We start from the raw sequence: 22,922 nt of genomic DNA on the forward strand, positions 1-22,922 counted from the left end.
CTTTAATAATGTATTCCACAGGCGGTTGCTTCACCACCTGCTGTAGGTTGTACGATTGCGTACGAACTTGAAATCGAACGCAAACGCTTGACTGCCGATTCAAACCGCTCAATGACGTAATCGATCTCTTCATCGGTCGTGAAACGGCTTAAACTCAAACGAATCCCTGTGTGGGCCAACTCATTATCAGCACCGATCGCCAGCATGACCGTATTGGCTTCGAGGTCTTCAGATGCACACGCCGATCCCGTAGAAGCACCGATGAGAGCATTGTTCAGATCCCATAGCATCCCCTCACCCTCAACACCGCGAATCGAAATCAAAATAGTGTTCGGGGTACGGTTATTACGATTTCCTACCACCATAACATCGCTAAGCCCTGCAAGAAGGGCATCTTCCAAACGGTCACGTTTGGCACGGATCGACGCCATTTTCTCTTCGATATTCTCCGTTGCCAGTTCGATTGCTTTCCCCATACCGACGATATAAGGGACATTCAATGTACCTGAACGGCGTCCCCCCATATGTTCTCCCCCATTGAGCAATGGCGAAAGTTCTTGGGAATTTCGGATATAAAGGGCTCCGATCCCCTTAGGGCCGTGAAATTTATGGGCAGACATTGACATAAAGTCAACATGAACGTCCTGCATATCGACGGGGATTTTACCCACCGCTTGAACACCGTCGGTGTGGAAAAGGACCCCTTTTTCTTTACAGATTTCGCCGATCTCTTTAATCGGGAAAATCATTCCGGTTTCATTGTTTGCCCACATAACCGACACGAGTGCCGTTTTTTCGGTAATAAAACTGCGCAGAGTATGCGCTTCAACAATCCCTTGATCATTTACGGGAAGATAGGTAACTTTGACCCCTTGCTCTTCGAGAAATTTGCAGGTTGAAAGAACGGATGGATGTTCAATTTCCGTCGTAACGATGTGGTTCTTATCACCGTTGAGGATTTTATCGACCCATACCGATTTCAGAACCCAGTTGTTCGACTCGGTTGCACACGAGGTAAAGATAATGTCATCTTTATCACTGGCATTGATCGCTTTATACATCTGATTGATTGCTCTGGTGATCGCAGGATGCGATGCAGTACCAAAGCGGTGGAGCGAGTTCGGGTTCCCGTAAATCTCACTGAAAAAAGGGACCATTGCCTCTACGACGGCTGGATCGACCATCGTTGTCGCGTTGTTGTCCAAATAGACTTGCATTTCATGCTCCTGAAAAGGGTTTCTAATAAAAGACTAAATTAGTCTTGTTTGATTTTTGGGATAATAGTGCAAACGATGTTATAGTAACCTTAAGGGTTTTTTATATTTAGGCCGGTTTAAGAATACTCATACTTTAGTCTAGATTGACTGTATTTTACATTTTTTTGTTAAAAAAATTATTTTTTAATTCAAGAAATACCTATTAATCGTTAAAATATTTTTTTTAGTTTTTATATAAAACGATATCACTATAAGGAAAATCATGCCTTCATCCAAAATCCTTCTCTCATTCGTCGCGTCCGCGTGTGTCGCAACCCTCTCCTCCGGTATGGAGTTTCAGGTATTAGGAGCCAAAGCAGCCTCTATGGGGGGAGCCGGTATCGCTACTTCTCCCTCATCGCTTGCAGCGTACAACAACCCTGCCCTTTTGGCGAATAACCCTGAAAAATTCAGTATCCACCTCGGTGCTGGAATCGGACTTAAAGATACGGGAGCCGGAAAAGCCGTTGGTGATTTGAGCGATCTTGATTTTTCTGGTGTATCCGATTTGGTTGATGGGAATGCTCAAAATGCTACCACAGAACAAATCGATACGCTCACCCAAGCACGAGATATTATTCTCGGGATGGATGGTACAGGATTTCAAGTCAATCCTACCGCTGATTTAGCCATTTCATTCGGCTCCTTTGGAACAGGACTATTTGGTACGTCCGATATTGGTGGAATAGCCAATGTCGATCAAACCCACACAGATTTGATTTTCGAGACATCAACTCCTGGTCAATATATTAACATTCTTACTTTCGATCCTCTCAATCCTGTCTATTTAACCACCACTGATTATCAAGCATCTTCTCTTTATTACGCTGCAGTGGATGAATCCAATACTAATAAAACCACCAACGTCGATATCGTAGGTCTCGCGGTTTTTGAGATTCCGCTTGCTTATGGACATGCTTTTAATACAGAATACGGTTCACTTTCTGTTGGGGGAGCACTCAAATATATGAAGGGTAAAACATTCTATAAAAGCGTTGCGCTTGATGATGATAACGCCCTGGATAATATCAACGACAATGCTGTTGACTCTTCAAGCTTCGGTATCGATTTGGGTCTTGCCTTCAAACCTGAATTTTCACAAGAGTTAACTCTCGCATTGGTAGGTAAAAACCTCAATACCCCCTCTTTCGATAAAATCGGTGGTGGAGAATATGAGATTAAACCCGCGGTTCGTGCCGGCGGTGCATACAAATTTAACGAGTGGGCAGAACTCGCGATGGATGTAGATCTCACTGAGAATGAGTCCCTTGTTGGGTACAACACCCGCTATATCGGCGGTGGAGCAAATTTCGATCTCAGCGCACTGGAGCTAAATATCGGTTTGATGAAAAACATTGCCTCCAATGACGAAGCAGGGGTAATCTACACTGCCGGCCTTGCAACAGGGCCTGATTGGCTTCACTTCGAGCTCTCAGCACAAATGTCAAGTAAATCAGGAGAAATTGATGGAAGTTCTTATCCGAAACAAGCGATGGTAAACTTCGCTATTTCATCGGCTTTCTAAATCAGTTAGGGGAATGAAGGCTCTTTAAAGAGCCTTCATTTTTTCTTCAAATAAAACTTTATCCAGACTGTTGTAAAAACCTTGGTACCAGGTACTATCATCAATGTTCCCACTTCCGACCATTGCGTAGCGACCCGTCAAAGGAACCGGTATCGGTAGACTAATCCCTGCAAACCCGAGCTGACCCGTATTTGATTTCTTTTCCATTACATTGTAACTTGCGATCATAGCAACGGTAGAGGTATTGGCATCCAGCGCTTTAAAAGATAAGGAAACCGTTATTTCTGTAATAGTTTCTTCATTATACTGATCCCCTTTTGCGGTCAAGACCCCATTTTCTTTCGTAACCGTAACCACATTCATATTTGACTGCATGAGCGTTTTTTTAAGCCCTTCAAAGAGCTCATCCAAACTACACATTACATCTCTTTGTTTGTAACTTGCATTTCCCTGATTGATACCATTCGATGCAGGTTCAGCCATCGCACCACTTAAAAAAAGAACGCAAAGCAATACTATCTTTTTCATATTACTTCTCCGCAACAACAGGTAATTTACAACTAAACGTTCCTATATGTTTTACTTTTCCGTCAACAAATTTAATAATTAGATTATGATAGGTACGATTCTCCGTCTTGGCATCACAAACATCCCCTTCATACTTCCAAATCTCTTCATTGTTGATTCTTTGCATGCTTGTCGGTTTCATAGGCATAATAGCGTTCACCGCACTTTGATTCATATCATTCGTAATCTGATACGAGTTACCCATTACATCTGCCAAGGGAGGCTGTTCTTTAGCACCGCATCCTACTAATACAGCGGCTACAATTCCAACCGACACAACCTTTTTTATCATCCTCACTCCTTGAAAAAATTTAATCGAATCCCCTGATTCTCTATGTATTATATCGTTTTTTTTTATTTCATCAATTCTATCATCTGATCAATACACTCTTGAAAATGAGTGTTACTCATCGCTTCTTGAGACAAAAATGCCTCCATCTGCCCTTTTTTAGCAATCGCTTCGTCCAGCTCTTTGTCGGTCCCTTTCACATACGCTCCGATACGGATCAACATCTCATTCTCTTTTAGAAGTGTATAAAGACGGCGAAAATGACGAACGGCAAGAAGGTGCTCGGGAGTGATAATGTCGTTCATGACCCGTGAAGCGGAGTTGAGGATATGGATCGGAGGATAAATTCCAAAATCGGTCAGTTCGCGTGACAAAACGATGTGACCGTCCAAAATAGAGCGGGACTGATCGGCAATTGGATCGCTCAAATCATCCCCTTCGACCAGGACGGTAAAAAAAGCGGTGATCGAGCCGTTCCCCTCCTCTTTTCCCGCACGCTCCATCAGTTGCGGCAGCAAGGTGAGCGAAGAGGGAGGATACCCTTTTGAGGTTGGCGGTTCACCGAGGGCGAGACCGATTTCACGCTGCGCCATCGCAAAACGGGTCACCGAATCCATCATAAAGAGGACATCCTGACCTTGAGCTTTAAAATACTCCGCCACACTCATCGCGCTGAACGCCCCGTATTTACGCATCAACGGCGAATCATCGCTGGTTGCGACGACAAGGACGGTATTCTCCAAATTGCCGCCGAGACTTTTTTCGATGAATTCGGGAACTTCCCGTCCCCGTTCCCCGATGAGGGCAACTACCTTGATGGGAGCATCCGCACCGCGGACAATCATCCCCATCAAGGTTGATTTCCCCACACCGCTACCGGCAAAAATGCCGAGTTTTTGCCCTTTTCCGCAGGTGAGCAATCCGTCGATCGTTTTTACCCCGACGCTGAAAGGCTCATCGATCATTCCCCGCTTCATCGCCGCAATGGGGGCTTTGATAATGGATTCGAGATGAGTACCCGCGATGGGGCCTTTGCCGTCAATGGGATTCATAAACGGATCGACTACCCGCCCCAGTAAGCCTTGACCCACCTCGATCATCATTCCGCTTTGGTTCGGATAGACTTTGTCGCCGGCACGGAATCCTTCCACAAACCGAAACGGGGTGATAAAAAAACGGTTGCGTTCCACCTCGCTCACCATCCCCAGCGCCTCCGTACCGCTGAGTTCAGACACCATCAACACCGTATCGCCGATGCTCACATGCAACCCTTCGGCAACAATCACGGTAGGACTTATTTTGGTTACGGTACCAAATACCGTTGTGAGTTTTTCAACCCCCAAGCGGCTACGCAATGCTTTTAATGGCATGACCTAGTAACGGTTACCGGTAGAAGAGTTGATGAGGCTAAAAAACTCCATCCGTGTCTTCTCATCGCGTTTAAATAATCCGCGCAGTGCACTTGAGGTTGTTGTAGAGCTGATCTTCTCCACACCCCGCATCTCCATACACATATGGCGTGCCTGAATAACAACCGCTACCCCTTTGGGAGAAACCGCTTCCATCAACGCATCGGCAATCTGTTCGGTTAACTGTTCTTGAATCTGCATCCGTCGTGCAAACACATCAACAACACGGGGGATTTTAGAGAGTCCCACCACTTTTCCATCGGGAATATAGGCTACATGAGCACGTCCGATAATCGGGAGAAGATGGTGTTCACAGGTGGAGTAAAATTCGATGTCTTTAATCAGTACCATCTCATCATTGCTACTCGCGAACATAGCCGAATTCAAAATAGTCTGAGGATCTTCTTTGTAACCGCCGAACATAAACTCATACGCTTTCAAAACACGGCTTGGAGTTTTTTCCAACCCTTCTCGATTCACGTCTTCACCGACGTAGCGGATCATTGTTTTAACCGCTTCTTCAAAGTTTTGCTGCTCATTTTCTTTTGACATCGGCACTCTCATCGTTAAAAATATTGTGTTGTTAAACTATCTCTATTACTCTATCATTACTTTGCTTTTATTTTAATTCAGCGTAGCATTAACCCTTTTTGGATATTATTGCCACCATTTAGTCTAATACGAGACGTCAACAAAAGGGATTCAATGCAAATTACTACGAACAAAATTGACTCAGCCAACGCGAAAATCAACGCGGCTATTACACGCGGAACGATCGATTCTAACATCGAAAAAATCGCCAACCAACTTTCCAAAGAGGCAAAAATTGCCGGCTTCCGTAAAGGTAAAGTACCTGTAAGTGCAGTCAAAAAACAATACGGTGAACGTTTGATTCAAGATGCCGAAGCACAAGCATTGCGCGATCTTTTAAGCGCGGGTCTTCAGGAGATGGCAATCGCAGCTGACGCATTGATCGGAGAGCCTCAAATCGCTAAATTTGAGAAAAACGACAACGGCATCGATGTTGAAGTCATCATCGCTACCCGTCCTGCCATCGAACTTGGAGATTATGCGGCAATGGTTCCTGAAGTTGCAAAACCCTCAATCGATGACGCAGCCATCACCGCGCGTATCGAAGAGTTGGCAAGCGCACAAGCTCCGTTGGTTAACGTAGACGAAGATCGTGCACTTGTAAGTGGCGATACCGCTCTTCTTGACTTTGAAGGGTTTGTAGATGGCGAAGCGTTTGAAGGTGGGAAAGCAGAAAATTTCTCTCTCCGTTTGGGCAGCGGCCAATTCATCCCGGGATTCGAAGATCAAGTGATCGGAATGAAGAAAGATGAAGAAAAAACCATCGATGTCACTTTCCCTGAAAACTACGGCGGAGCGAAACTAGCAGGCAAACCGGCACAGTTCAAAGTAAAAATTCACGCGATCCAAGCCAAAGAAGCGGTAACCATCGACGATGAACTCGCGAAAAAAATGCTTCCTGGATTTGAGGATGCCAACGTCGATATGCTCAAAGAGAAAGTTAAAGAGCAGCTCCAAAGCGAAGCGATGAGTGCACTATATAACGACGAACTCAAACCAAATCTGATGGAAGCGTTTGTCTCTGCATTCACCATCGATCTTCCGGAATTCATCGTTGAGCAAGAGATGGATATGGCTCTCAATAAAAAAGCGCGTGATTTGAGCGAAGCGGAACTCGAAGAGCTCCGCAACGACGCAGAGCAAGTCAAAGCAATGCGCGAAACATTCCGTGATGACGCATGCCGCGCCGTTAAAGCAACTTTTATCGTTGATGCATTGGCAAAAGCAGAAAATATTATCGTTAACGAGCAAGAGTTGATGCAAACCATCTACTTCGAAGCAATGCAAATGGGACAAGATCCTGCAGCCGTCTACAAACATTACCAGGAATCAGGTTACCTCCCGGCAATCCAAATGGCGATGATCGAAGATCGCGTGTTGAGCAAATTGCTTAACGACAAAATCAAAGAGGCGTAATGAGCTACATCCCTTACGTCATTGAAAAAACGGGGCGGGGCGAGCGTTCGTATGACATCTATTCGCGTCTACTCAAAGACCGTATCATCATGCTTAGCGGAGAGGTCAATGATGCGGTTGCCTCTTCGATCGTAGCACAATTACTCTTTTTAGAAGCGGAAGATCCTCAAAAAGATATCTATTTCTACATCAACTCTCCGGGAGGTGTGATCACCTCAGGAATGGCGATTTATGATACGATGAACTACATCCGCCCCGACGTTTGTACCATCTGTATCGGTCAAGCCGCATCGATGGGGGCATTTTTGCTCAGTTCCGGAACCAAGGGAAAACGATACGCTCTCCCTCATGCACGGATCATGATTCATCAACCTCTCGGCGGTGCTCAGGGGCAGGCAACCGACATCGAGATTCAAGCCAAAGAGATTTTGCGGATGAAAGCGGAACTCAACGAAATTTTGGCGAAGAACTGTGGTCAAAGTGTCAAAAAATTGGAAAAAGATACGGATCGTGATAACTTTATGTCTGCCGCTGAAGCGGTAACCTATGGTATCATTGACGAAGTATTAGTACAAAAAGAAAAAGAAGAGAAGTAAAATTATGGCGAATTTCGGTGATCCAAAACGCTCACAGCGCCAAAAAAGCACCGAAGAGGAGGGCTTTATCAGCGCCGGATCACTCGGTGACCCTACCAGTGATCTTGAAATCTTTGCAAAAGAGGTGCTGACTGCCCTGATTTCGGACAATCTTCCCCCTACCCCCAATAATTTTTCTCTCTATTTTGATCGTATTTTAGAAGATAAAAGTGAAAGCCTTCGGCGTCAAATCGGCTCAATTCTGGAGCTTGAAGAGGACAATCAAGACGAAAAAAGCATCGAGCTTGAAAAAACCCTCAAACAGGGGTTCTCTTCCGTTAAAAGTATTTTGCAGCTCAGTGCTACCTTGTACAAAAACATCTCATTGATGGAAAAAATACTCGATAAACGGCGTGAAGATATCAAAAATATCCCCTCCCTCTCAGGGGCAAATGATCTCATCGCTTCACTGGGCAACGACGTCGGCAAACTCAGCGGTATCTTGAAAAAACAAGTAACCCATATGAAAAGTATTTATGATGAGACCGCTACGATCGTCAAGCAGGTTGAGAATGAAACCATTTTCGATAATCAATACGGTGTTTACAATAAACGCTACCTTCTAGCCAAGCTTGAACAAGAGCGCAATCTAATCGATGAGTTTAAACACAAAAGCTCCCTTATCGTGGTCCGTCTTTCCAAAGAGACTGCCAATACAATACAGAGTGAAAAGGCTCAGCAGCTCATGGTCCGTACCGTAGCCAGACTGTTGCTCAAAACCTCTCGCCGCAGCGATATTGTCGCCCATTACGGGGAGGGTATTTTTGCCATGGTACTTAAACATACTGACATTGAAAGTGCCAAAAAAGCCTCTGAGCGTCTTTTCGACCTTGTAGCCACCAGTAATTTTTTCCTGGCCGAAAAGGAAATTCAACTTCGTATCGCCATCGGTGTTGCTGAGCTCCAAGCATCGATCGGAGTGGAACAAACGCTCGATGGCACACTCAACGCAATGGAAGAAGCAGACGCAACACCCGCAGTTCGCTATATGGTTTGCAATCCGTAAGGTTCCTATGATTCTCCCGATTATCACCTATCCTAACAAACAACTCAAAACCCGTTCGCTTGAAGTCGTCAATTTCGACGACTTGCTTCATCGCTTTTTGGACGATATGTATGAAACCATGATGAGTTCCAACGGCATCGGTTTAGCCGCGATTCAAGTGGCCAATCCCATCCGTGTTTTGATTCTCTGTATCCCGGATGATGAAGGGAATCAAACCAAAGAGAATCTTATCGAAATCATCAACCCTGTGATTCACGCCCCAAAAGGGAGCGTCATGTATCAAGAGGGGTGCCTCAGCGTTCCTGGGTTCTATGAAGATGTAGAACGGTATGAAACCCTCACCCTGCACTACCAGAACCGTCACGGTGAGTCCTGCTCGCTTGAGGCAAATGAACTACTCGCCATCGCTATCCAACATGAAATCGACCATTTGGAAGGGAAACTCTTCATTGAAAAGCTCACCTACAATCGTCGCAAGAAATTCGAAAAAGAGTACAAAAAAGCCCTCAAAGAGAAAAAATAACTCTCCCTTAAATATTGCATCTTGCAATATTTGTTTTTTTAAGCCCCATTCTTGATACAATAATCGTTAAATAATATTTTGGACTATTGTCATGAAACAATTACTATGTGCCACGTTTGAGGGTATCGATGCCAAAACCGTTGAAGTGCAATTCACGGCAACCAAAGGTTTACCCGCATTTACCATTGTCGGGATGGCCAATACGGCCATTACGGAGTCAAAAGAGCGGGTAAAATCAGCCCTGCTCAGCAACGGTTTCACCTTTCCTCCCAAACGTCTCACCGTCAATCTTGCCCCCAGTGATTTGCGTAAAGAGGGTTCGCACTTCGATCTCCCCATCGCCGCTCTTATCGCCTTGGGGAATTATGAGGGAGATTTATCGGAGTGGTTTGTGTTCGGGGAACTGGGATTGGATGGGAGCGTTACCGAAAACACCCTCCTCTATCCTATCATCCTCTCGTTGGCCAATCAAGGTACTATTAGCCGTGCGATTGTTCCCTCTGTCAGTCTTCCAAAACTCTCTAAAATTCCTAATATCACCTTTTACGGTGTTAATACGCTTACCGATACTCTCAATCTCCTCCGTGCTGAAGAGCTTCCCGAATCAAAAGCGCACATTAGTACCTTTGATTTTAACACCATCGTCCATGATGAAAAAAGTTACTATTTCCATGAGCACTATCCGCTTGATTTTATCGATATCAAAGGGCAAGAAAACGCCAAACGCTCAGCCTTGATTGCAGCAGCAGGAATGCATAATTTATTACTGGAAGGCTCTCCGGGATCAGGCAAATCAATGATTGCAAAGCGGCTGGTACACATAATGCCCCCCTTGCATAATGATGAAATGTTAGAGTGTGCCAAACTGGAAATTTTGGAGGGAAAAGAACCTTCATTTACCCCTGAACGCCCGTTTCGCTCCCCACATCACTCCACTACCGGAGCAAGTATTTTTGGAGGAGGAACTCACAAAGCCCAAATTGGCGAGGTAGGATTGGCACACGGTGGGATACTCTTTTTCGATGAGCTCCCCCATTTTTCCAAACCGGTCCTCGAAGCACTTCGAGAACCTCTCGAAGATCGCCATATACGCATCTCGCGAGTTAATACCAAAGTGACCTATGACGCTAATTTTTTATTTGTCGCCGCTATGAATCCCTGCCCTTGCGGCAATCTTTTTAGTACTACAACTGCCTGCAGATGCAGTGATTTGGAGATCAATCGATACAAATCACGCCTATCTGATCCCTTTTTGGACCGTATCGATCTGTACGTGCAAATGCACGCCGTGAATGCAGAAGACAAACCGAGTGTCAATTCGCATCAACTTCATAAAAAAGTACGAGAGGCTTTTTTACGTCAAAAAGAGCGGGGACAGATACGACTCAACGGTGCACTCAGTGATGCGGAAATATCTCAATATTGCCCCCTAACCCCTGAATCACAACAGGTGATCGATCAGGCTATCGGGAGGTTCAGTTTGTCGTTTCGAGCGGTGAGTCGTGTGTTAAAAGTAGCACGTACGATTGCCGATATCGAGGGGGCTGTTGATATAGGGAAAGGTCATTTATTGGAGGCGCTGAGTTATCGGAAGAGATAAGGGTTGTTTTCTTTTCTTGGTGACAAGAAAAGAAAATACACTATTAAAACGTCACTACCACCCATGTCGTAATAAAGTATCCACCGATCAAAAGCCATGCAAACATCGCTCCAGCCGTATAGAGGGGAGCCAATCCAAGCCCTTTGAATTTGGCAAAGCGCGTTCCCATCCCCAAAGCGGTCATCGCCATCGTCAGCAAGAATGTATCAATAAGATTGATATTTTCAACGGCAGAAGCAATGAAGGTAGAAAGGCTCTCTCCCGCATGTTGCAAACTGTATTGTGTGAGCAATGAGTTAACCCCTGCCATACCGATAAAATAGACAGCAAACCACGGAATCACAAGCTTGACACCGCCGCCTGCCGTTCCGCTTTTCTTCGCCACGTACGAGAGATAGATTCCCAAAACGATAAGCATCGGCGCAATCATAATAACGCGGGTCATCTTAACGATTACCGCCGCATCTGCGGCCTCTTTGCCATACGCTCCGCCGACCGCAACGACCTGCGCTACTTCATGAATCGTTCCGCCGACAAAAATACCGAATGTTCGATCGTCCATCCCTGCAAATACCCCTGCACTGTAAAGTGCCGGATACAAGAACATCGCAATGGTTCCGAACAATACGACCATCGAAACAGCGATTGCCGCTTTGTGCTCTTCGCTTTTTAATACCGGTTCGGTTGCCAAAACCGCCGCAGCACCGCACACCGATGCCCCCGATGCAGTAAGCATTGAGGTATCACGATCCATTTTAAAAATCTTTTGTCCCAAATACGTTCCGAGGATAAAGGTCGTCGAGAGCATGATCAAGGATACCATAAACCCCTCCATTCCTACTTCGGCAATTTGCTGAAACGTGATACGAAAACCGTAAAAAACAATCGCAAAACGGAGGATTTTTTTACCGGAAAAGGTAATCCCGCTCTCCCATGCCGAGGGAAACTTATTATGGAGGGTATTGGCATAAAAAATACCCAACACAATCCCTACTACCAGCGGTGAAATCCCTAAATTTTTGATGAGCGATAGATCGGCGATCATGGTCGCTGCTGCGGCAAATATGGCAACAAAAAGGATACCGTTAAGGGTACCGGCACGCTTCTGAGGTGAAAATGGCATCAATTCTCCTATCTAAAATAATTATGATATTATAGGACGAATCACAAAAATCTCAAAACCACCTACGGAACAACTAACTCCAGTCGAGCCGGAATCTCATTATTTTTTGTCTCCTTGATCGCTTCAATACCCTTGACGATGACCCGTTTTTCCAATTCCGGAGATTTAAGGAGATAATTTCGGATCATCTCGCCACGCTGCTGTGCCAATGCCTGAAGTTCCTGCGGAGTCAGCGGCTGAAGCGGGATCAGTTTATCGATAAGCGCTGCGGAGTAATGACGGACAAAGGCCGCCTCTTCGGGATACCGTTCTTCGAGTGACGCTTTTAACGCTTTACGCTCTTTTTTCTCGATCGCCTCTTCGGCCATATCCTCCAAAAGCTCCACGCTCATCGCCTGAGGGGAGTCGATTTTGAGATCTTTATTCCGCTTGAGTGCCGCTTGGACAAGCTTACGTCCTTTCAGGGCGTACGTATCACTCACCTCATCCCATCCACCGTAAACGTTCAACGAGAGTTTAGGACGCTTGGAGAGCATTGTGGCAATATTATCAAGCTTTTCAATCTGAGGCGGCAAAAGGGTCGAGGATCCCGCCTCAAAATCGATTGCAGCGAGTTGATCGCTCTCTATCCCCATTAAAGAGCCGAGCAATCTAAACGGAGAGGTAACGGCTTTGGTAAAGAGGTTTCCGATCACCTGCCATACCACTTTTCCATATTTGAACTCGGGGTTATTCACATCCCCCTCGATGGGAAGGTCGATATCAATGATACCGTCACTGTCTTCGATCAATGCCACAACAAACCGCATCGGCCACGGTGAGCCCCCCTCTTTTTCAGCGCCCAGTTCGATCTGTTTGATAACGACCTGATTCGCCCCGTTCAGCTTCCCTCCCTCGATCTTATATCCCAGATCCAAAAAGAGTTTTCCCCCGTCGATTTTGTATCCCAAAAAATGGAAAGAATACGGGGTATAGTGTTTGAGTTCAAGATTATCAAATGCCACTTTGATATCGGTAAATTTTTTGGGATCTTTCGTATTCAGAGAACCGTCGATTTTTGCCAATCCGTACTGATCGACCCCTCCGCGAAGTTTCACAAACGTCGTCACATCTTTCGTGGTCGAAATCCCCAGCACAGACCCCTTTAAGTCGTGAATGTAACTCTTAAACGGCAGCGGTAAAGACAAATCGCTGAACGTCGCACTACTGTCTCGCAAGAGGAGCTTAACGATATCCATCCCAAAAGGGTTTCCGCTGGATTGGGTGGTATTTGACTCGCTTCCCTTTTTTTTACTCAACGTGGAGTAATTAAGGACTTTTTTGGCATCGATGTGGGCATTGGTGTAGAATCCATCGATCGTCAACTGATTGATTTTAAGCCTATTGTCGGGATAAGCATAGACAAAGGGAGTGGCTCCGATCTTTTCCCATCCAAGCAATACCGAATTATCGCGGGTATCGTTCACAACCCAGTCGCTGAGGGCTATTTTCCCTTTTACTCCCGTTCGGGAGGGGTTATAATCATACTCCGCCGAGAGTGAAAGTTCCCCTCGACGCAAAGAGGCGTAAGTACTCGGCTCGATATACGGATCGGCCAACGCAACATCCAAATTTTTGATCTGTATACTCCCCTTGCTGCTTAGAGGAGCGCGTACCACAGCCCCGTTCACCTCAACGGTACTTTTTTGGTTGACCCGAGAAGAAAAGGTAAGATGATTTTTGACCGCCGGATTGTTCTCATATCCGCGAAAGTTGAGATTCAGCTGATCGAGATTCACCAATACCTTTTTTTTAGGAACCTCATCCACAAAGGCTACCGTGCCGTTACTCACATCAATCTCTTCGACACGGTATCCCCACGGAGCTTCCGAAGAGGACTCTGTTTTACCCGCCGGTGCGTACACGTATCGTGACAGATCGATCGATTCGTTTTGCAACCGTTTCAGCGCTGCCGTCGGCTGAACAAAAGAAAGCTTGTTCACCTGTGCAAATTTCCCGGCACGATCTATTTCAACCCCCTCTACACCGATCCCTTCCAATCCTGCCACTAACCCCTCATCCCTCTGTCGGGTTACACGAAGCGTATCGGTTGACATAGAGAGGTTCAGTAAGGCTCTTTCATCACTACTGAGGGCTCCCGTATGAATGCGTACGTTATTTAAGCTTGCTCGATACGGCTCACGCGGGGCATTATCGCTCCACTGCACCCCGACATTCTTTACGGCTACCTTTCCCAGGGTAAACTTCCACGGTTCTTTTGTCTCATTTTCATCTTCAGGGAAGGCTTTTTGGATGGCTTCGATGTAAGTTACCCAGTCGATTATCCCTTCACGGGAGCGCTGTGCGGAAAGATTGATTCCGTTGAGGGTAAGGGATTCAGCGTTAAAAATCTTCCGCATCGGCTGTACGCTTCCTTGATGGAGACGAAGCGACTCCATCGTTAACAAATTGCGCTTTTCCCCTTTGGGGATAATACGAAGCTTATCCGTCTCGAAATGGAGATTGGTAAGCTCGGTACCGTTCACATCGCTCCCCTCAAACCGGTAATCAAATCCAAACGCCGCCTTTCCATCCGCGACCTCGATCGGAAACTTCTCTTTAAAATAGCGCCACGGAGTATAGAGTTTCCCCGAATCAAATGCCACATTACCACTCAGAACAAGAGGAGAAAGGGAATCGATTTTTCCGCTCAGATCAATGAATCCCCCCTCGTTGATAGTCGCATACAGCCGCATCTTCCCTTCCGCACTGGAGAGATTCCGCAAATCGATGTTATCGAGATTAAATCCGATCGGCCCCAAGTCCAGAGAATACGCTTTTCCCTCGGCATAATCACGGTAGTTTATTTTTCCGTTTTTAAGAGCAAAATGGCTAATAATCAGTTTTAAAGGCTCCGAAGATTTTTCTTCCTCCTTCTCATCTCCCCCCAGTTCGGTAAGCCATTTGAAATTGAAATCACCTTCTGCATCGCGGTAAACCGTAATGTTGGGTTCCGTTAGCGAAATCTCCCGGATAACCCATCCTCCTCGCCACAGATAGCCCGTAGGGTCCACATTGATTGACAATCGTTGAAGTGCAAACAAATCCTTGCTTTCAGGCGTTTTAAACGACACTTTTTTCAGAGCAAGATGAAACGTAAAAGGGTTAAATGAGGCCGATTCAACCGTAAATTTCCCCCCATTCGTTGCTTCGGAAATACGTTCAGGAACACTATGCTTAAGGATGTAGGGGACTCCGAAAAAACCTGCTATACTGTAAATCATGGCCACCGCCGCCAACGATTTCAGTATTACCCCTCTTTTCATCATTACACCCCCTTCAAAAACTCTTTTCATTTTATCATAGTTAAATTCTTTTTAGGTGAAATGTGCCATAATCGTGACCATTTTTAACCACAGGTAGGTAGCTGACATGCAACGAAAAAAGATTTACAATCCGACTTCTTCCGAGCATGTCAACGATCGTCGCATTTTCGGCGGAAACCCTACCGGTATCTTTGAGCTGAACAACATCAAATACCAGTGGGCCTACAACCTCTGGGAGATGATGCTCAATAACACATGGTTCCCCAAAGAGGTGGATATGACCCGCGATGCGGTCGATTACAAATACCTCACCGAGATGGAGAAAACGGCCTACGACAAAGCCCTTTCTCAGCTCATTTTCATGGACAGTCTCCAAACCAACAATCTGATGGATAACATCAACCCCTACGTTACCGCCCCCGAAGTGAACCTCATTTTGGTACGCCAAAGTTTCGAAGAGGCGCTTCACTCCCAAAGCTACGCCGTTATGGTCGATTCCATCAGCCAAAACAGCGAAGAGATTTACGATCTCTGGCGCCGTGACATGATGCTCAAAACCAAAAATGACTCGATTGCATCGCGTTACAACGATCTCGCAAACGATCCTTCCGAGAGCGCATTTGTCAAAGCGTGTTTTGCTAACCAGATTTTGGAGGGAATCTACTTTTACAGCGGATTTACCTACATCTATACCCTCGCCCGCTCCGGTAAAATGTTGGGTTCTGCCCAGATGATCCGCTTTATCCAGCGCGACGAAGTGACCCATTTGGTACTCTTCCAAAATATCATCAATACCTTGCGCCGCGAGCGGAGTGATCTTTTTACCGAAGCGCTGATCGAAGAGGTGTATGACATGTTCCGCAAAGCAGTCGAGCTGGAAGTGGCCTGGGGGCAATACATCACCCAAGGACAGATTTTGGGTCTCACAAACGAAATCGTGGAACAATACATCCAATATCTTGCCGATAACCGTCTCACTGCGGTCGGCCTGAAACCTCTCTACAACGTTTCCAATCCGATAAAATGGGTTGATGATTTCTCAAAATTCAATGACCAAAAAACAAACTTTTTTGAGGGAACCGTCACCAACTATTCCAAAGGAAGCCTCAGCTTTGACGACTTCTAAAACCCGCTCCGTCGTCTCATTGAGTGTAGAGACCCATTCTGATTTTTCAAAAAATCTTGACCGTCTCCTGAGCCTGATCGATCAAACCCCTGAAGATGCCATTATCGTTGCCCCCGAAGTTGCCTTGAGCGGTTTCGCATACGAGCGGTTCGAGGAAGCGGCAGCCTTTACGGAGCACGCACTCGAAAAACTCCTGGAGAATGTTCACAACCGTCTCTTGATTTTCACCGCCATTACGAAAGAGAACGAAGCCTTTTACAATGTCGCGTACGCGCTGCATAACGGCCAAATTCTCCATCGCCAGGCCAAATCAAAACTCTTTGCCCTCGGAAATGAACACCAATATTTTAGTGCGGGAGAGGAGGGGAATATTGCCCCTTTTCTCTTTGAGGGGATAAAAATAGGTATTCTTATCTGCTTTGAACTGCGCTTTAAATCGCTCTGGCAGACGCTGGAGGGGTGCGACATTATCACCGTTACGGCGCAATGGGGAAAACTCCGAAGCGACCATTTTGTCACCCTTACGAATGCACTCGCCCTTATGAACCAATGCTACGTCATCGCCTCCGATGCAGCCAACCCCGATACCAGCGGTATGAGCGGTATCATCACCCCCTTCGGCGGCGAGATCCGCAATAAGGGAGCCGAAATGTTAACCTCGCACTTTGAAGAGCGTACCGTTGCCTCCATGCGCCGATACCTCAACGTAGGAATAGAATGAGCATCGATAAAATAACCATCATAAAAACGACCCGAATGGCCGAAGAGATTGTGAAAAAATTCCCCCTTCGCCCCCTCGTCAAAAACGCGATCATTCACACCAATCGTGAAGCATTCGTCCCGCTGGCCATGCGCCATAACGCCTATCGTCTCGATGCCCTTCCCATCGGCGCACAGCAATACATCTCTTCACCTCTTACGGTAGCAAAAATGACCCAGTATTTAAGCCCTGAAGGGTGCGACAGCGTCCTCGAGATCGGATGCGGAAGCGGCTATCAGGCAGCCGTCCTCTCAAAAGTCTTCCGTCGAGTCTTTACGATCGAGCGGATCGAATCGTTGCTATTGGAAGCGAAAGAACGGTTTCGTCATCTCCATCTGGGAAACATCCATACCCGTACCGATGACGGGCAAAACGGTTGGGAGCAGTATGCCCCGTTTGACCGGATTTTATTTTCGGCATCGGCGCGTGAAATCCCCCAAAAGCTTTTCCATCAATTGCGCGAAGGGGGGATACTGATCGCTCCGATCGACAAAGGGCATGAACAGGTGATTACCCGATTTACAAAGCAGGGGGGTAAAATCCACGAAGATCCGCTGGAAGTGTGCGATTTCGTCCCCGTATTGAACGGAGTGGTGCGAAGATGAGTGACCAAAGAGCTTTTTGGAATGAACGGTTTGGACGGGAAGGGTATTTTTACGGTACCACTCCAAACCTCTATGTCGCTTCGATCATCGATGCCCTTCAGCCAAACCAAAACATCCTTTTTTTAGGGGAAGGGGAAGGGCGCAACGCCGCTTATGCCGCCAAGTCAGGCCATACGGTCACGGCGCTCGATGCATCGGAGATCGGTCTGGAAAAAGCCCAAGCCCTTTGTAGCTCACTGGGTTGCAGCATCACTACCGTCCATACCGATTTGGAAGCGTGGAACCCTATCCAACGCTACGATGCCGTTTTGTGCTCATTTCTCCATTTGCCTGAACCGCTGCGCACTGAAGTATTTGCTAAAACGCTCGATACGCTCGGGAAGGGGGGAATTTTTGCCGGAGAGTTTTTTTCCATCCACCAAATGCCGCGCACTACCGGCGGTCCCAAAGATGAGACCCTTCTTTATACCTCCCAGGAGCTGCAAGCCATCCTTGCTACCTTACCCTGCAATGTCGTAGAGCTCTGCGAACTCGATACCGAGCTCAACGAGGGAAGAGGGCATGTCGGCCTTGCTTCCGTCGTCCGTATGAAGGTAACGCGCATATGAGCCTCCCAGAAGCCTTTGCCGAACGGCTTGAGAAAATTGTTCCACGTGAACAGTTTGAATCAATCATCCGCACATTCGACGCGCCCAAACGGGTCACCTTTCGATTCAACCCCCTTAAAACGACTCCCGAAGCACTTGAAGCTGAGTTGGAACAGGAAGGGATTACGGTAGAGAGAGTAGGGTGGACTATCCTAGAGGGAGTCTATCGGATCGCACCTGAAGAGAAACTCCGCCTCACCCAGAGCGCCGCGTTCTACGAAGGGCGTCTCTATATCCAAAACCTCTCGTCGATGGTTGCCCCCGTTTTACTCGCCCCCGAACCCGAAGAGACTGTCCTCGATCTCGCCGCCGCGCCGGGGGGCAAGACACTCATGCTTGCGGGAATGATGCAAAACACCGGATGGCTCTCTGCCGTAGAGCTTCAGCGAGAACGATTTTTCCGCCTCTGTGACAACCTCAAACACCAAGGGGTCACCAACGCCCACACCTACATGACCGACGGTCGGAGCGTCGGGAAAAAATGCCCTGAGATGTTTGATCGCATCCTCCTCGATGCACCATGTTCTTCCGAAGCACGGTTCAAAACCCATGAGCCGAAAAGTATGAGCTACTGGAGCGTCCACAAAGTCAAGGAGACCTCCAAACTTCAGCGCCGTTTGCTCCTCTCCGCATTCGATGCCCTCAAGCCGGGTGGCAAATTGCTCTACAGCACCTGTTCCTTCTCTCCCGAAGAGAACGAATCACCCCTTCAGCACCTTTTAGAGCGCCATGGTGAGGGTTTAAAGACCCTTCCCCTGACCTTGCCCTTCGATAACGTCCAAAAGCCTCTGATGCGGTGGGGAAAAGAGGTGTATGACGAGCGGATTCAAAATGCCGTCCGCATATTGCCGACCGATACCATCGATGGGTTCTTTATCTGTTTACTGGAGAAATTGGCGTGAAATCGATCCTCTTCGTCTGTCTGGGAAATATCTGCCGTTCACCCATCGCCGAGGGGGTTGCCCGAAAGCTGATAGAAGAGGGGGGTCATAAGATCACCGTCGATTCAGCGGGAACAGGGAGCTGGCATGTGGGCGAAACACCGTGCAAACACTCCGTAACCGTCGCACAAAACCACGATGTCGATATATCCGCCCTTCGCGCCCGTCAGGTCAAAAAAGGCGATTTCAGCGCCTTTGATCTGATCGTCGCACTCGATTCATCCAACTACCGTGATCTCAAAGCGCTAGGGTGTCAGAATCTGGTCAAACTCGGAGATTACGGACATGAGGGAGCCGATGTCCCCGATCCGTACTTTTTTGACGGTTTTGAGGGGTTTGAGCACGTTTACACGATGATCGAGTCGTGTGTGAAAGAGTTGCTTAACCGCTAAACGGGAGTTCTTCGTAGCCGATAGAGGTACCGAGGATATAAACCGGGGCTTCGTTCGCTCTGCCTGCATAGCTTCCGAGGGCTAACGCGGCGCTGTTAGGCGTTAGTTCCACCGTTATCCCCTCGCTCATATCCCAAGAACGCAGAATGGTGTCGCTCACAAGTTTGGCGTCATTCACCCCCTCGATGCGAAACACCACGTCGATCCAGTCGTAACCGCGCGCGATGTCCTGAACACTGAATCGGATTTCGATGGTAGTGGGGGAGTGGGGGATAAGAGAGCGGATCTCGCCCTGACGGGCGTCCTCGATCCGATCCATCAGGTTTTTGAGAGAATTGGAATTCAGTGGAGTCATTACTACCCTTAAAACAAATAAAGTGACCTTCTTCAACTGCGCTTAATTCAAAGCCATGTAGAATGTTGCTGTTTTTTCCCTAAAAACGAAAGTTCGCTACACACTGCAATGTGTAACGGACAACTTCTGTCAAATCGAATGTCATATAAATGACATATATCTTTATAACCATCTGTCCTCCTTTTCTTCAAATTGATCAAAAAAGAATGAACCAAGAAAGCTTTCAGAAGGCCACTTTATTTGTTTATGTAATAGTAATTATAGCAAAAAAGAGTTTTGCTTACTCTAAACTCTAAATAGATTCAACCCTTATTATAGGGGATTTCAGGGATCTTTGACAGGTTAAAAATAAAAAGTTTTAACCTTGACAAAATCACTATTATATGAAGGGCTTTACTGGCACCCTTCACACTCCATCGAGCGATCCGCCGTATCTTGTTTTTGCTCCGGTGATTGAGAGCGGAGATAGTAGGTCGATTTGAGCCCCAGTTTCCATGCGAGCATATAGATATCGTTCAGATATTTACCGCTGGCACGATCTAAGGTGATAAAGATATTGAGGCTTTGCCCCTGATCGATCCATTTTTGGCGGATAGCTGCCGCTTTGACGAGGATCGTTTGATCGAGATCATACGCCGGAGTGTAATAGCTCCATGTTTCAGGGGAGAGTTGCGGAGCAACGACGGGGATAAGCCCTGAGAGATTCTCTTCAAACCATTTGCGTTTGTAGATCGGCTCGATTGTTTGCGTCGTCCCGGTAAGGATCGAGATCGAGCTTGTCGGTGCGATCGCCATCAGATAGCCGTTACGCATACCCTGGCGTTTGATCGTTTCACGCAGCTCATCCCACTCGTAGTTCGGGGCAAACAAACCGCCGCGATCCACGAGATTTTGCACCTCTGCCGTCGCATGATCCATCGGAAGGATTCCGCGGCTCCATTTAGACCCTTCATACTCGGCATAAGAGCCTTTTTCTACCGCCAAATCAGACGATGCTTTGATGGCGTTATAACTGACCGCTTCCATCACTTCATCGACTTTGTCGAAATGCTCTTGGCTGCCCCATACGATTTTGTTTTCGGCAAGCATCTGCGCTTCACCCATAACCCCCAGACCGATCGCACGGCTGCGCATGTTGGTCCGTTTGACTTTTTCCAACGGATAGAAGTTAAGGTCTATGACGTTATCGAGAGCGCGGATCGCTACGGGAACGATACGATCAATATCCTCTTTCGTGTGAACGCGGGAGAGGTTAACCGATGCGAGGTTACATACCGCCGTCGCACCGTCCACTTTCTCTTTTTCCACGATGTAGATCGGACGTCCTTGAAGCGAATCGAGGGCGGTGATTTTATTCGCCGGTTTTTCGATTCCACTGTCGACTTTAACAATCTCATCTTCTTCGAACGTGACAAAGGTGCCATCTTCGTATTTAACTTTGATCAGATAGTGGTTCGGCTGCGTATTTTGAAAAATCTCGGTACACAAGTTTGAACTGCGGATAATTCCGAAATGGTCATTCGGATTGGCACGGTTTGCGCTGTCTTTAAAACACAGAAACGGACTTCCTGTTTCGAAATACGAGGTAAGGATTTTTTTCCAAAGCTCTTTAGCTTTGCAATGCTCTTTTACAATGTTTGGATCTTGTTCAAGCTCCAAATAGCGTTTCTCAAAATCATCCCCGTAAATCTCGCTGAGTTCTTTGACATCGAACGGGTCAAACATCGTCCAGATACCGTCTTCGACGACCCGCTTCATAAACATATCGTTAATCCACAGAGCAGGGAACAGGTCATGGGCACGTCGGCGCTCTTCTCCTGAGTTTTTCTTCACGTCGAGGAAATCTTTGACATCCATGTGCCACGGTTCCAAATAAACGGCGATAGCCCCTTTACGGGTTCCGAGCTGATCGACCGCGATGGCGATGTCGTTCGTGATTTTCAGAAACGGCACCGTACCGCCGGCCGCGTTTTTGTGTCCGTCGATAAAGGATCCCATCGCACGCACCTGTGTCCAGTCCCATCCGATTCCGCCGCCGAATTTGGAGAGCAATGCCATCTCTTTGTAGGCGTCAAAAATCCCTTCGATATTATCGGGAGAGGATCCGATATAACAAGAACTGAGCTGATGGCGAGTCGTACGCGCATTGGAGAGGGTAGGGGTTGCCATCATCACTTCAAATTTCGACATCATGTCGTAAAACTTTTTTGCCCATCCTTGACGATCTGTTTCGTTCTGAGCCAAGAACATCGCCACCGCCATAAACATATGCTGCGGAAGCTCGATCGGATCACCCTGACGGTCTTTGATCAAATAACGGTCATAAAGGGTTTTGACACCGAGATAATTAAACTGCAAATCGCGTTCAGGGACGATATAGCCATCCAAATCCGCCAAATCGTATTTTTCCTTGAGCCCGAGAAGAATACGCCCTTCGGCTTCTCCTCGCTCAAAATAGCTCTTAAGACTTCCATATCCGGTAAAGCCGTTCACCCGATGGTAAAGATCGTACAAAAAGAGACGCGATGCTACAAACGTCCAGTTAGGAGAATCGATATCGATTTTATCAACAGCGGTTTTGATGAGAGTGTGCTGAATTTCATTACTCGTAATTCCGTCACGGAACTGGATTTGTGCATCCACTTCGAGTTCGCTTTGCGATACATTGATAAGCCCTTTAACGGCGGCAGAAGTATATTTTTGAATTTTTGTAATATCTAACGGCTCGCGACGGCCGTTACGTTTGACAATGGTTAGCATCTCTCTCCCTTATAATCATTAATTCTGAACGCCAAGGGAACAGATCCACTCCCCTGCGTTTGCCTCATGTGAGGTGGAAAACATGGTGTAT

At 46.9% G+C, this 22,922-nt stretch carries 21 protein-coding genes; 12 read left to right on the top strand and 9 right to left on the bottom strand.

Annotated features, from left to right (window positions below):
• Positions 1-2: 2 nt before the first annotated feature.
• Positions 3-1,217: a NifS family cysteine desulfurase gene (locus tag WB308_RS08660; protein WP_424190856.1), complete on the bottom strand. Its 1,215-nt coding sequence runs from the start codon at positions 1,215-1,217 to the stop codon at positions 3-5.
• Positions 1,218-1,479: 262 nt separating this feature from the next.
• Between WB308_RS08660 and traF the strand changes: the two genes are divergently transcribed.
• Complete coding sequence (gene traF, locus WB308_RS08665) at positions 1,480-2,781, top strand: conjugal transfer protein TraF (RefSeq protein ID WP_424190857.1); 1,302 nt, start codon at positions 1,480-1,482, stop codon at positions 2,779-2,781.
• A 24-nt stretch (positions 2,782-2,805) separates the two neighbouring features.
• On the opposite strand, the gene WB308_RS08670 is transcribed toward traF, so the two are convergent.
• From WB308_RS08670 to folE, 4 genes are all read right to left on the bottom strand, one after another.
• Complete coding sequence (locus tag WB308_RS08670) at positions 2,806-3,309, bottom strand: hypothetical protein (protein WP_424190858.1); 504 nt, start codon at positions 3,307-3,309, stop codon at positions 2,806-2,808.
• A 1-nt stretch (position 3,310) separates the two neighbouring features.
• Positions 3,311-3,640, bottom strand: coding sequence for a hypothetical protein (locus WB308_RS08675; protein ID WP_424190859.1), 330 nt, complete (start codon positions 3,638-3,640; stop codon positions 3,311-3,313).
• A 62-nt stretch (positions 3,641-3,702) separates the two neighbouring features.
• The gene (fliI, locus tag WB308_RS08680; protein ID WP_424190860.1) at positions 3,703-5,007 is read right to left on the bottom strand and encodes a flagellar protein export ATPase FliI; all 1,305 of its coding nucleotides are present in this window, start codon (positions 5,005-5,007) and stop codon (positions 3,703-3,705) included.
• A 3-nt stretch (positions 5,008-5,010) separates the two neighbouring features.
• Positions 5,011-5,598, bottom strand: a complete 588-nt coding sequence (folE, locus tag WB308_RS08685) for a GTP cyclohydrolase I FolE (RefSeq protein ID WP_424190861.1) — start codon at positions 5,596-5,598, stop codon at positions 5,011-5,013.
• A 153-nt stretch (positions 5,599-5,751) separates the two neighbouring features.
• On the opposite strand from folE, the gene tig reads away from it, so the two are divergent.
• The 5 genes from tig (at position 5,752) to WB308_RS08710 (ending at position 10,817) form a co-directional block, all read left to right on the top strand.
• Entirely contained in the window at positions 5,752-7,053 is a 1,302-nt protein-coding gene (gene tig, locus WB308_RS08690) for a trigger factor (protein WP_424190862.1), read from the top strand.
• Positions 7,053-7,649: an ATP-dependent Clp endopeptidase proteolytic subunit ClpP gene (clpP, locus tag WB308_RS08695; RefSeq protein ID WP_424190863.1), complete on the top strand. Its 597-nt coding sequence runs from the start codon at positions 7,053-7,055 to the stop codon at positions 7,647-7,649. The genes tig and clpP overlap by 1 nt, the downstream gene beginning before the upstream one ends.
• Before the next feature lie 4 nt (positions 7,650-7,653).
• The gene (locus WB308_RS08700; protein ID WP_424190864.1) at positions 7,654-8,694 is read left to right on the top strand and encodes a GGDEF domain-containing protein; all 1,041 of its coding nucleotides are present in this window, start codon (positions 7,654-7,656) and stop codon (positions 8,692-8,694) included.
• A 7-nt stretch (positions 8,695-8,701) separates the two neighbouring features.
• Entirely contained in the window at positions 8,702-9,217 is a 516-nt protein-coding gene (def, locus tag WB308_RS08705) for a peptide deformylase (RefSeq protein WP_424190865.1), read from the top strand.
• Positions 9,218-9,308: 91 nt separating this feature from the next.
• Positions 9,309-10,817, top strand: a complete 1,509-nt coding sequence (locus WB308_RS08710; protein ID WP_424190866.1) for a YifB family Mg chelatase-like AAA ATPase — start codon at positions 9,309-9,311, stop codon at positions 10,815-10,817.
• A gap of 43 nt (positions 10,818-10,860) precedes the next feature.
• Here the strand turns inward: WB308_RS08710 and WB308_RS08715 are convergent, their stop codons facing one another.
• On the bottom strand, positions 10,861-11,940 hold the full coding sequence (locus tag WB308_RS08715) for a YeiH family protein (protein ID WP_424190867.1): 1,080 nt from the start codon (positions 11,938-11,940) through the stop codon (positions 10,861-10,863).
• 62 nt (positions 11,941-12,002) lie between these two features.
• Positions 12,003-15,248 carry a DUF748 domain-containing protein gene (locus WB308_RS08720; protein ID WP_424190868.1) on the bottom strand — a complete coding sequence of 1,082 codons (3,246 nt, stop codon included), beginning with the start codon at positions 15,246-15,248 and terminating at the stop codon, positions 12,003-12,005.
• Between the two features lie 103 nt (positions 15,249-15,351).
• Here WB308_RS08720 and WB308_RS08725 point away from each other — a divergent pair, with 103 nt between their 5' ends.
• The 6 genes from WB308_RS08725 to WB308_RS08750 are packed head-to-tail and all read left to right on the top strand — an operon-like array spanning position 15,352 to position 19,716.
• Complete coding sequence (locus tag WB308_RS08725) at positions 15,352-16,371, top strand: ribonucleotide-diphosphate reductase subunit beta (protein ID WP_424190869.1); 1,020 nt, start codon at positions 15,352-15,354, stop codon at positions 16,369-16,371.
• Positions 16,358-17,092: a carbon-nitrogen hydrolase family protein gene (locus WB308_RS08730; RefSeq protein ID WP_424190870.1), complete on the top strand. Its 735-nt coding sequence runs from the start codon at positions 16,358-16,360 to the stop codon at positions 17,090-17,092. Before WB308_RS08725 ends, WB308_RS08730 begins: the two co-directional genes overlap by 14 nt.
• The gene (locus WB308_RS08735) at positions 17,089-17,736 is read left to right on the top strand and encodes a protein-L-isoaspartate(D-aspartate) O-methyltransferase (RefSeq protein WP_424190871.1); all 648 of its coding nucleotides are present in this window, start codon (positions 17,089-17,091) and stop codon (positions 17,734-17,736) included. Before WB308_RS08730 ends, WB308_RS08735 begins: the two co-directional genes overlap by 4 nt.
• Positions 17,733-18,344: a class I SAM-dependent methyltransferase gene (locus WB308_RS08740; protein ID WP_424190872.1), complete on the top strand. Its 612-nt coding sequence runs from the start codon at positions 17,733-17,735 to the stop codon at positions 18,342-18,344. The genes WB308_RS08735 and WB308_RS08740 overlap by 4 nt, the downstream gene beginning before the upstream one ends.
• Positions 18,341-19,285 carry an RsmB/NOP family class I SAM-dependent RNA methyltransferase gene (locus WB308_RS08745; RefSeq protein ID WP_424190873.1) on the top strand — a complete coding sequence of 315 codons (945 nt, stop codon included), beginning with the start codon at positions 18,341-18,343 and terminating at the stop codon, positions 19,283-19,285. Before WB308_RS08740 ends, WB308_RS08745 begins: the two co-directional genes overlap by 4 nt.
• Positions 19,282-19,716 carry a low molecular weight protein-tyrosine-phosphatase gene (locus WB308_RS08750; protein ID WP_424190874.1) on the top strand — a complete coding sequence of 145 codons (435 nt, stop codon included), beginning with the start codon at positions 19,282-19,284 and terminating at the stop codon, positions 19,714-19,716. Before WB308_RS08745 ends, WB308_RS08750 begins: the two co-directional genes overlap by 4 nt.
• Here the strand turns inward: WB308_RS08750 and WB308_RS08755 are convergent.
• Both WB308_RS08755 and WB308_RS08760 read right to left on the bottom strand, forming a co-directional pair.
• Positions 19,706-20,071 (bottom strand): hypothetical protein, encoded by a 366-nt coding sequence (locus tag WB308_RS08755; RefSeq protein ID WP_424190875.1) that lies wholly within the window; start codon positions 20,069-20,071, stop codon positions 19,706-19,708. The two genes, WB308_RS08750 and WB308_RS08755, sit on opposite strands and share 11 nt — an antisense overlap.
• 393 nt (positions 20,072-20,464) lie before the next feature.
• Complete coding sequence (locus tag WB308_RS08760) at positions 20,465-22,831, bottom strand: ribonucleoside-diphosphate reductase subunit alpha (RefSeq protein ID WP_424190876.1); 2,367 nt, start codon at positions 22,829-22,831, stop codon at positions 20,465-20,467.
• Positions 22,832-22,922: the final 91 nt, after the last annotated feature.

It is taken from the genome of Sulfuricurvum sp., from assembly GCF_049587615.1.
Lineage (GTDB): Bacteria > Campylobacterota > Campylobacteria > Campylobacterales > Sulfurimonadaceae > Sulfuricurvum.

Bases quoted from the DNA above. Each gene is read 5' to 3' on its own strand.
- WB308_RS08725 (WP_424190869.1), top strand. From the start codon at position 15,352: ATGCAACGAAAAAAGATTTACAATCCGACTTCTTCCGAGCATGTCAAC.
- WB308_RS08745 (WP_424190873.1), top strand. From the start codon at position 18,341: ATGAGCCTCCCAGAAGCCTTTGCCGAACGGCTTGAGAAAATTGTTCCA.
- WB308_RS08660 (WP_424190856.1), bottom strand. From the start codon at position 1,217: ATGCAAGTCTATTTGGACAACAACGCGACAACGATGGTCGATCCAGCC.
- folE (WP_424190861.1), bottom strand. From the start codon at position 5,598: ATGTCAAAAGAAAATGAGCAGCAAAACTTTGAAGAAGCGGTTAAAACA.
- WB308_RS08675 (WP_424190859.1), bottom strand. From the start codon at position 3,640: ATGATAAAAAAGGTTGTGTCGGTTGGAATTGTAGCCGCTGTATTAGTA.
- WB308_RS08740 (WP_424190872.1), top strand. From the start codon at position 17,733: ATGAGTGACCAAAGAGCTTTTTGGAATGAACGGTTTGGACGGGAAGGG.
- def (WP_424190865.1), top strand. From the start codon at position 8,702: ATGATTCTCCCGATTATCACCTATCCTAACAAACAACTCAAAACCCGT.
- WB308_RS08755 (WP_424190875.1), bottom strand. From the start codon at position 20,071: ATGACTCCACTGAATTCCAATTCTCTCAAAAACCTGATGGATCGGATC.
- WB308_RS08760 (WP_424190876.1), bottom strand. From the start codon at position 22,831: ATGCTAACCATTGTCAAACGTAACGGCCGTCGCGAGCCGTTAGATATT.
- traF (WP_424190857.1), top strand. From the start codon at position 1,480: ATGCCTTCATCCAAAATCCTTCTCTCATTCGTCGCGTCCGCGTGTGTC.
- tig (WP_424190862.1), top strand. From the start codon at position 5,752: ATGCAAATTACTACGAACAAAATTGACTCAGCCAACGCGAAAATCAAC.
- WB308_RS08700 (WP_424190864.1), top strand. From the start codon at position 7,654: ATGGCGAATTTCGGTGATCCAAAACGCTCACAGCGCCAAAAAAGCACC.
- WB308_RS08735 (WP_424190871.1), top strand. From the start codon at position 17,089: ATGAGCATCGATAAAATAACCATCATAAAAACGACCCGAATGGCCGAA.
- fliI (WP_424190860.1), bottom strand. From the start codon at position 5,007: ATGCCATTAAAAGCATTGCGTAGCCGCTTGGGGGTTGAAAAACTCACA.
- WB308_RS08670 (WP_424190858.1), bottom strand. From the start codon at position 3,309: ATGAAAAAGATAGTATTGCTTTGCGTTCTTTTTTTAAGTGGTGCGATG.
- WB308_RS08715 (WP_424190867.1), bottom strand. From the start codon at position 11,940: ATGCCATTTTCACCTCAGAAGCGTGCCGGTACCCTTAACGGTATCCTT.
- WB308_RS08710 (WP_424190866.1), top strand. From the start codon at position 9,309: ATGAAACAATTACTATGTGCCACGTTTGAGGGTATCGATGCCAAAACC.
- WB308_RS08720 (WP_424190868.1), bottom strand. From the start codon at position 15,248: ATGATGAAAAGAGGGGTAATACTGAAATCGTTGGCGGCGGTGGCCATG.
- clpP (WP_424190863.1), top strand. From the start codon at position 7,053: ATGAGCTACATCCCTTACGTCATTGAAAAAACGGGGCGGGGCGAGCGT.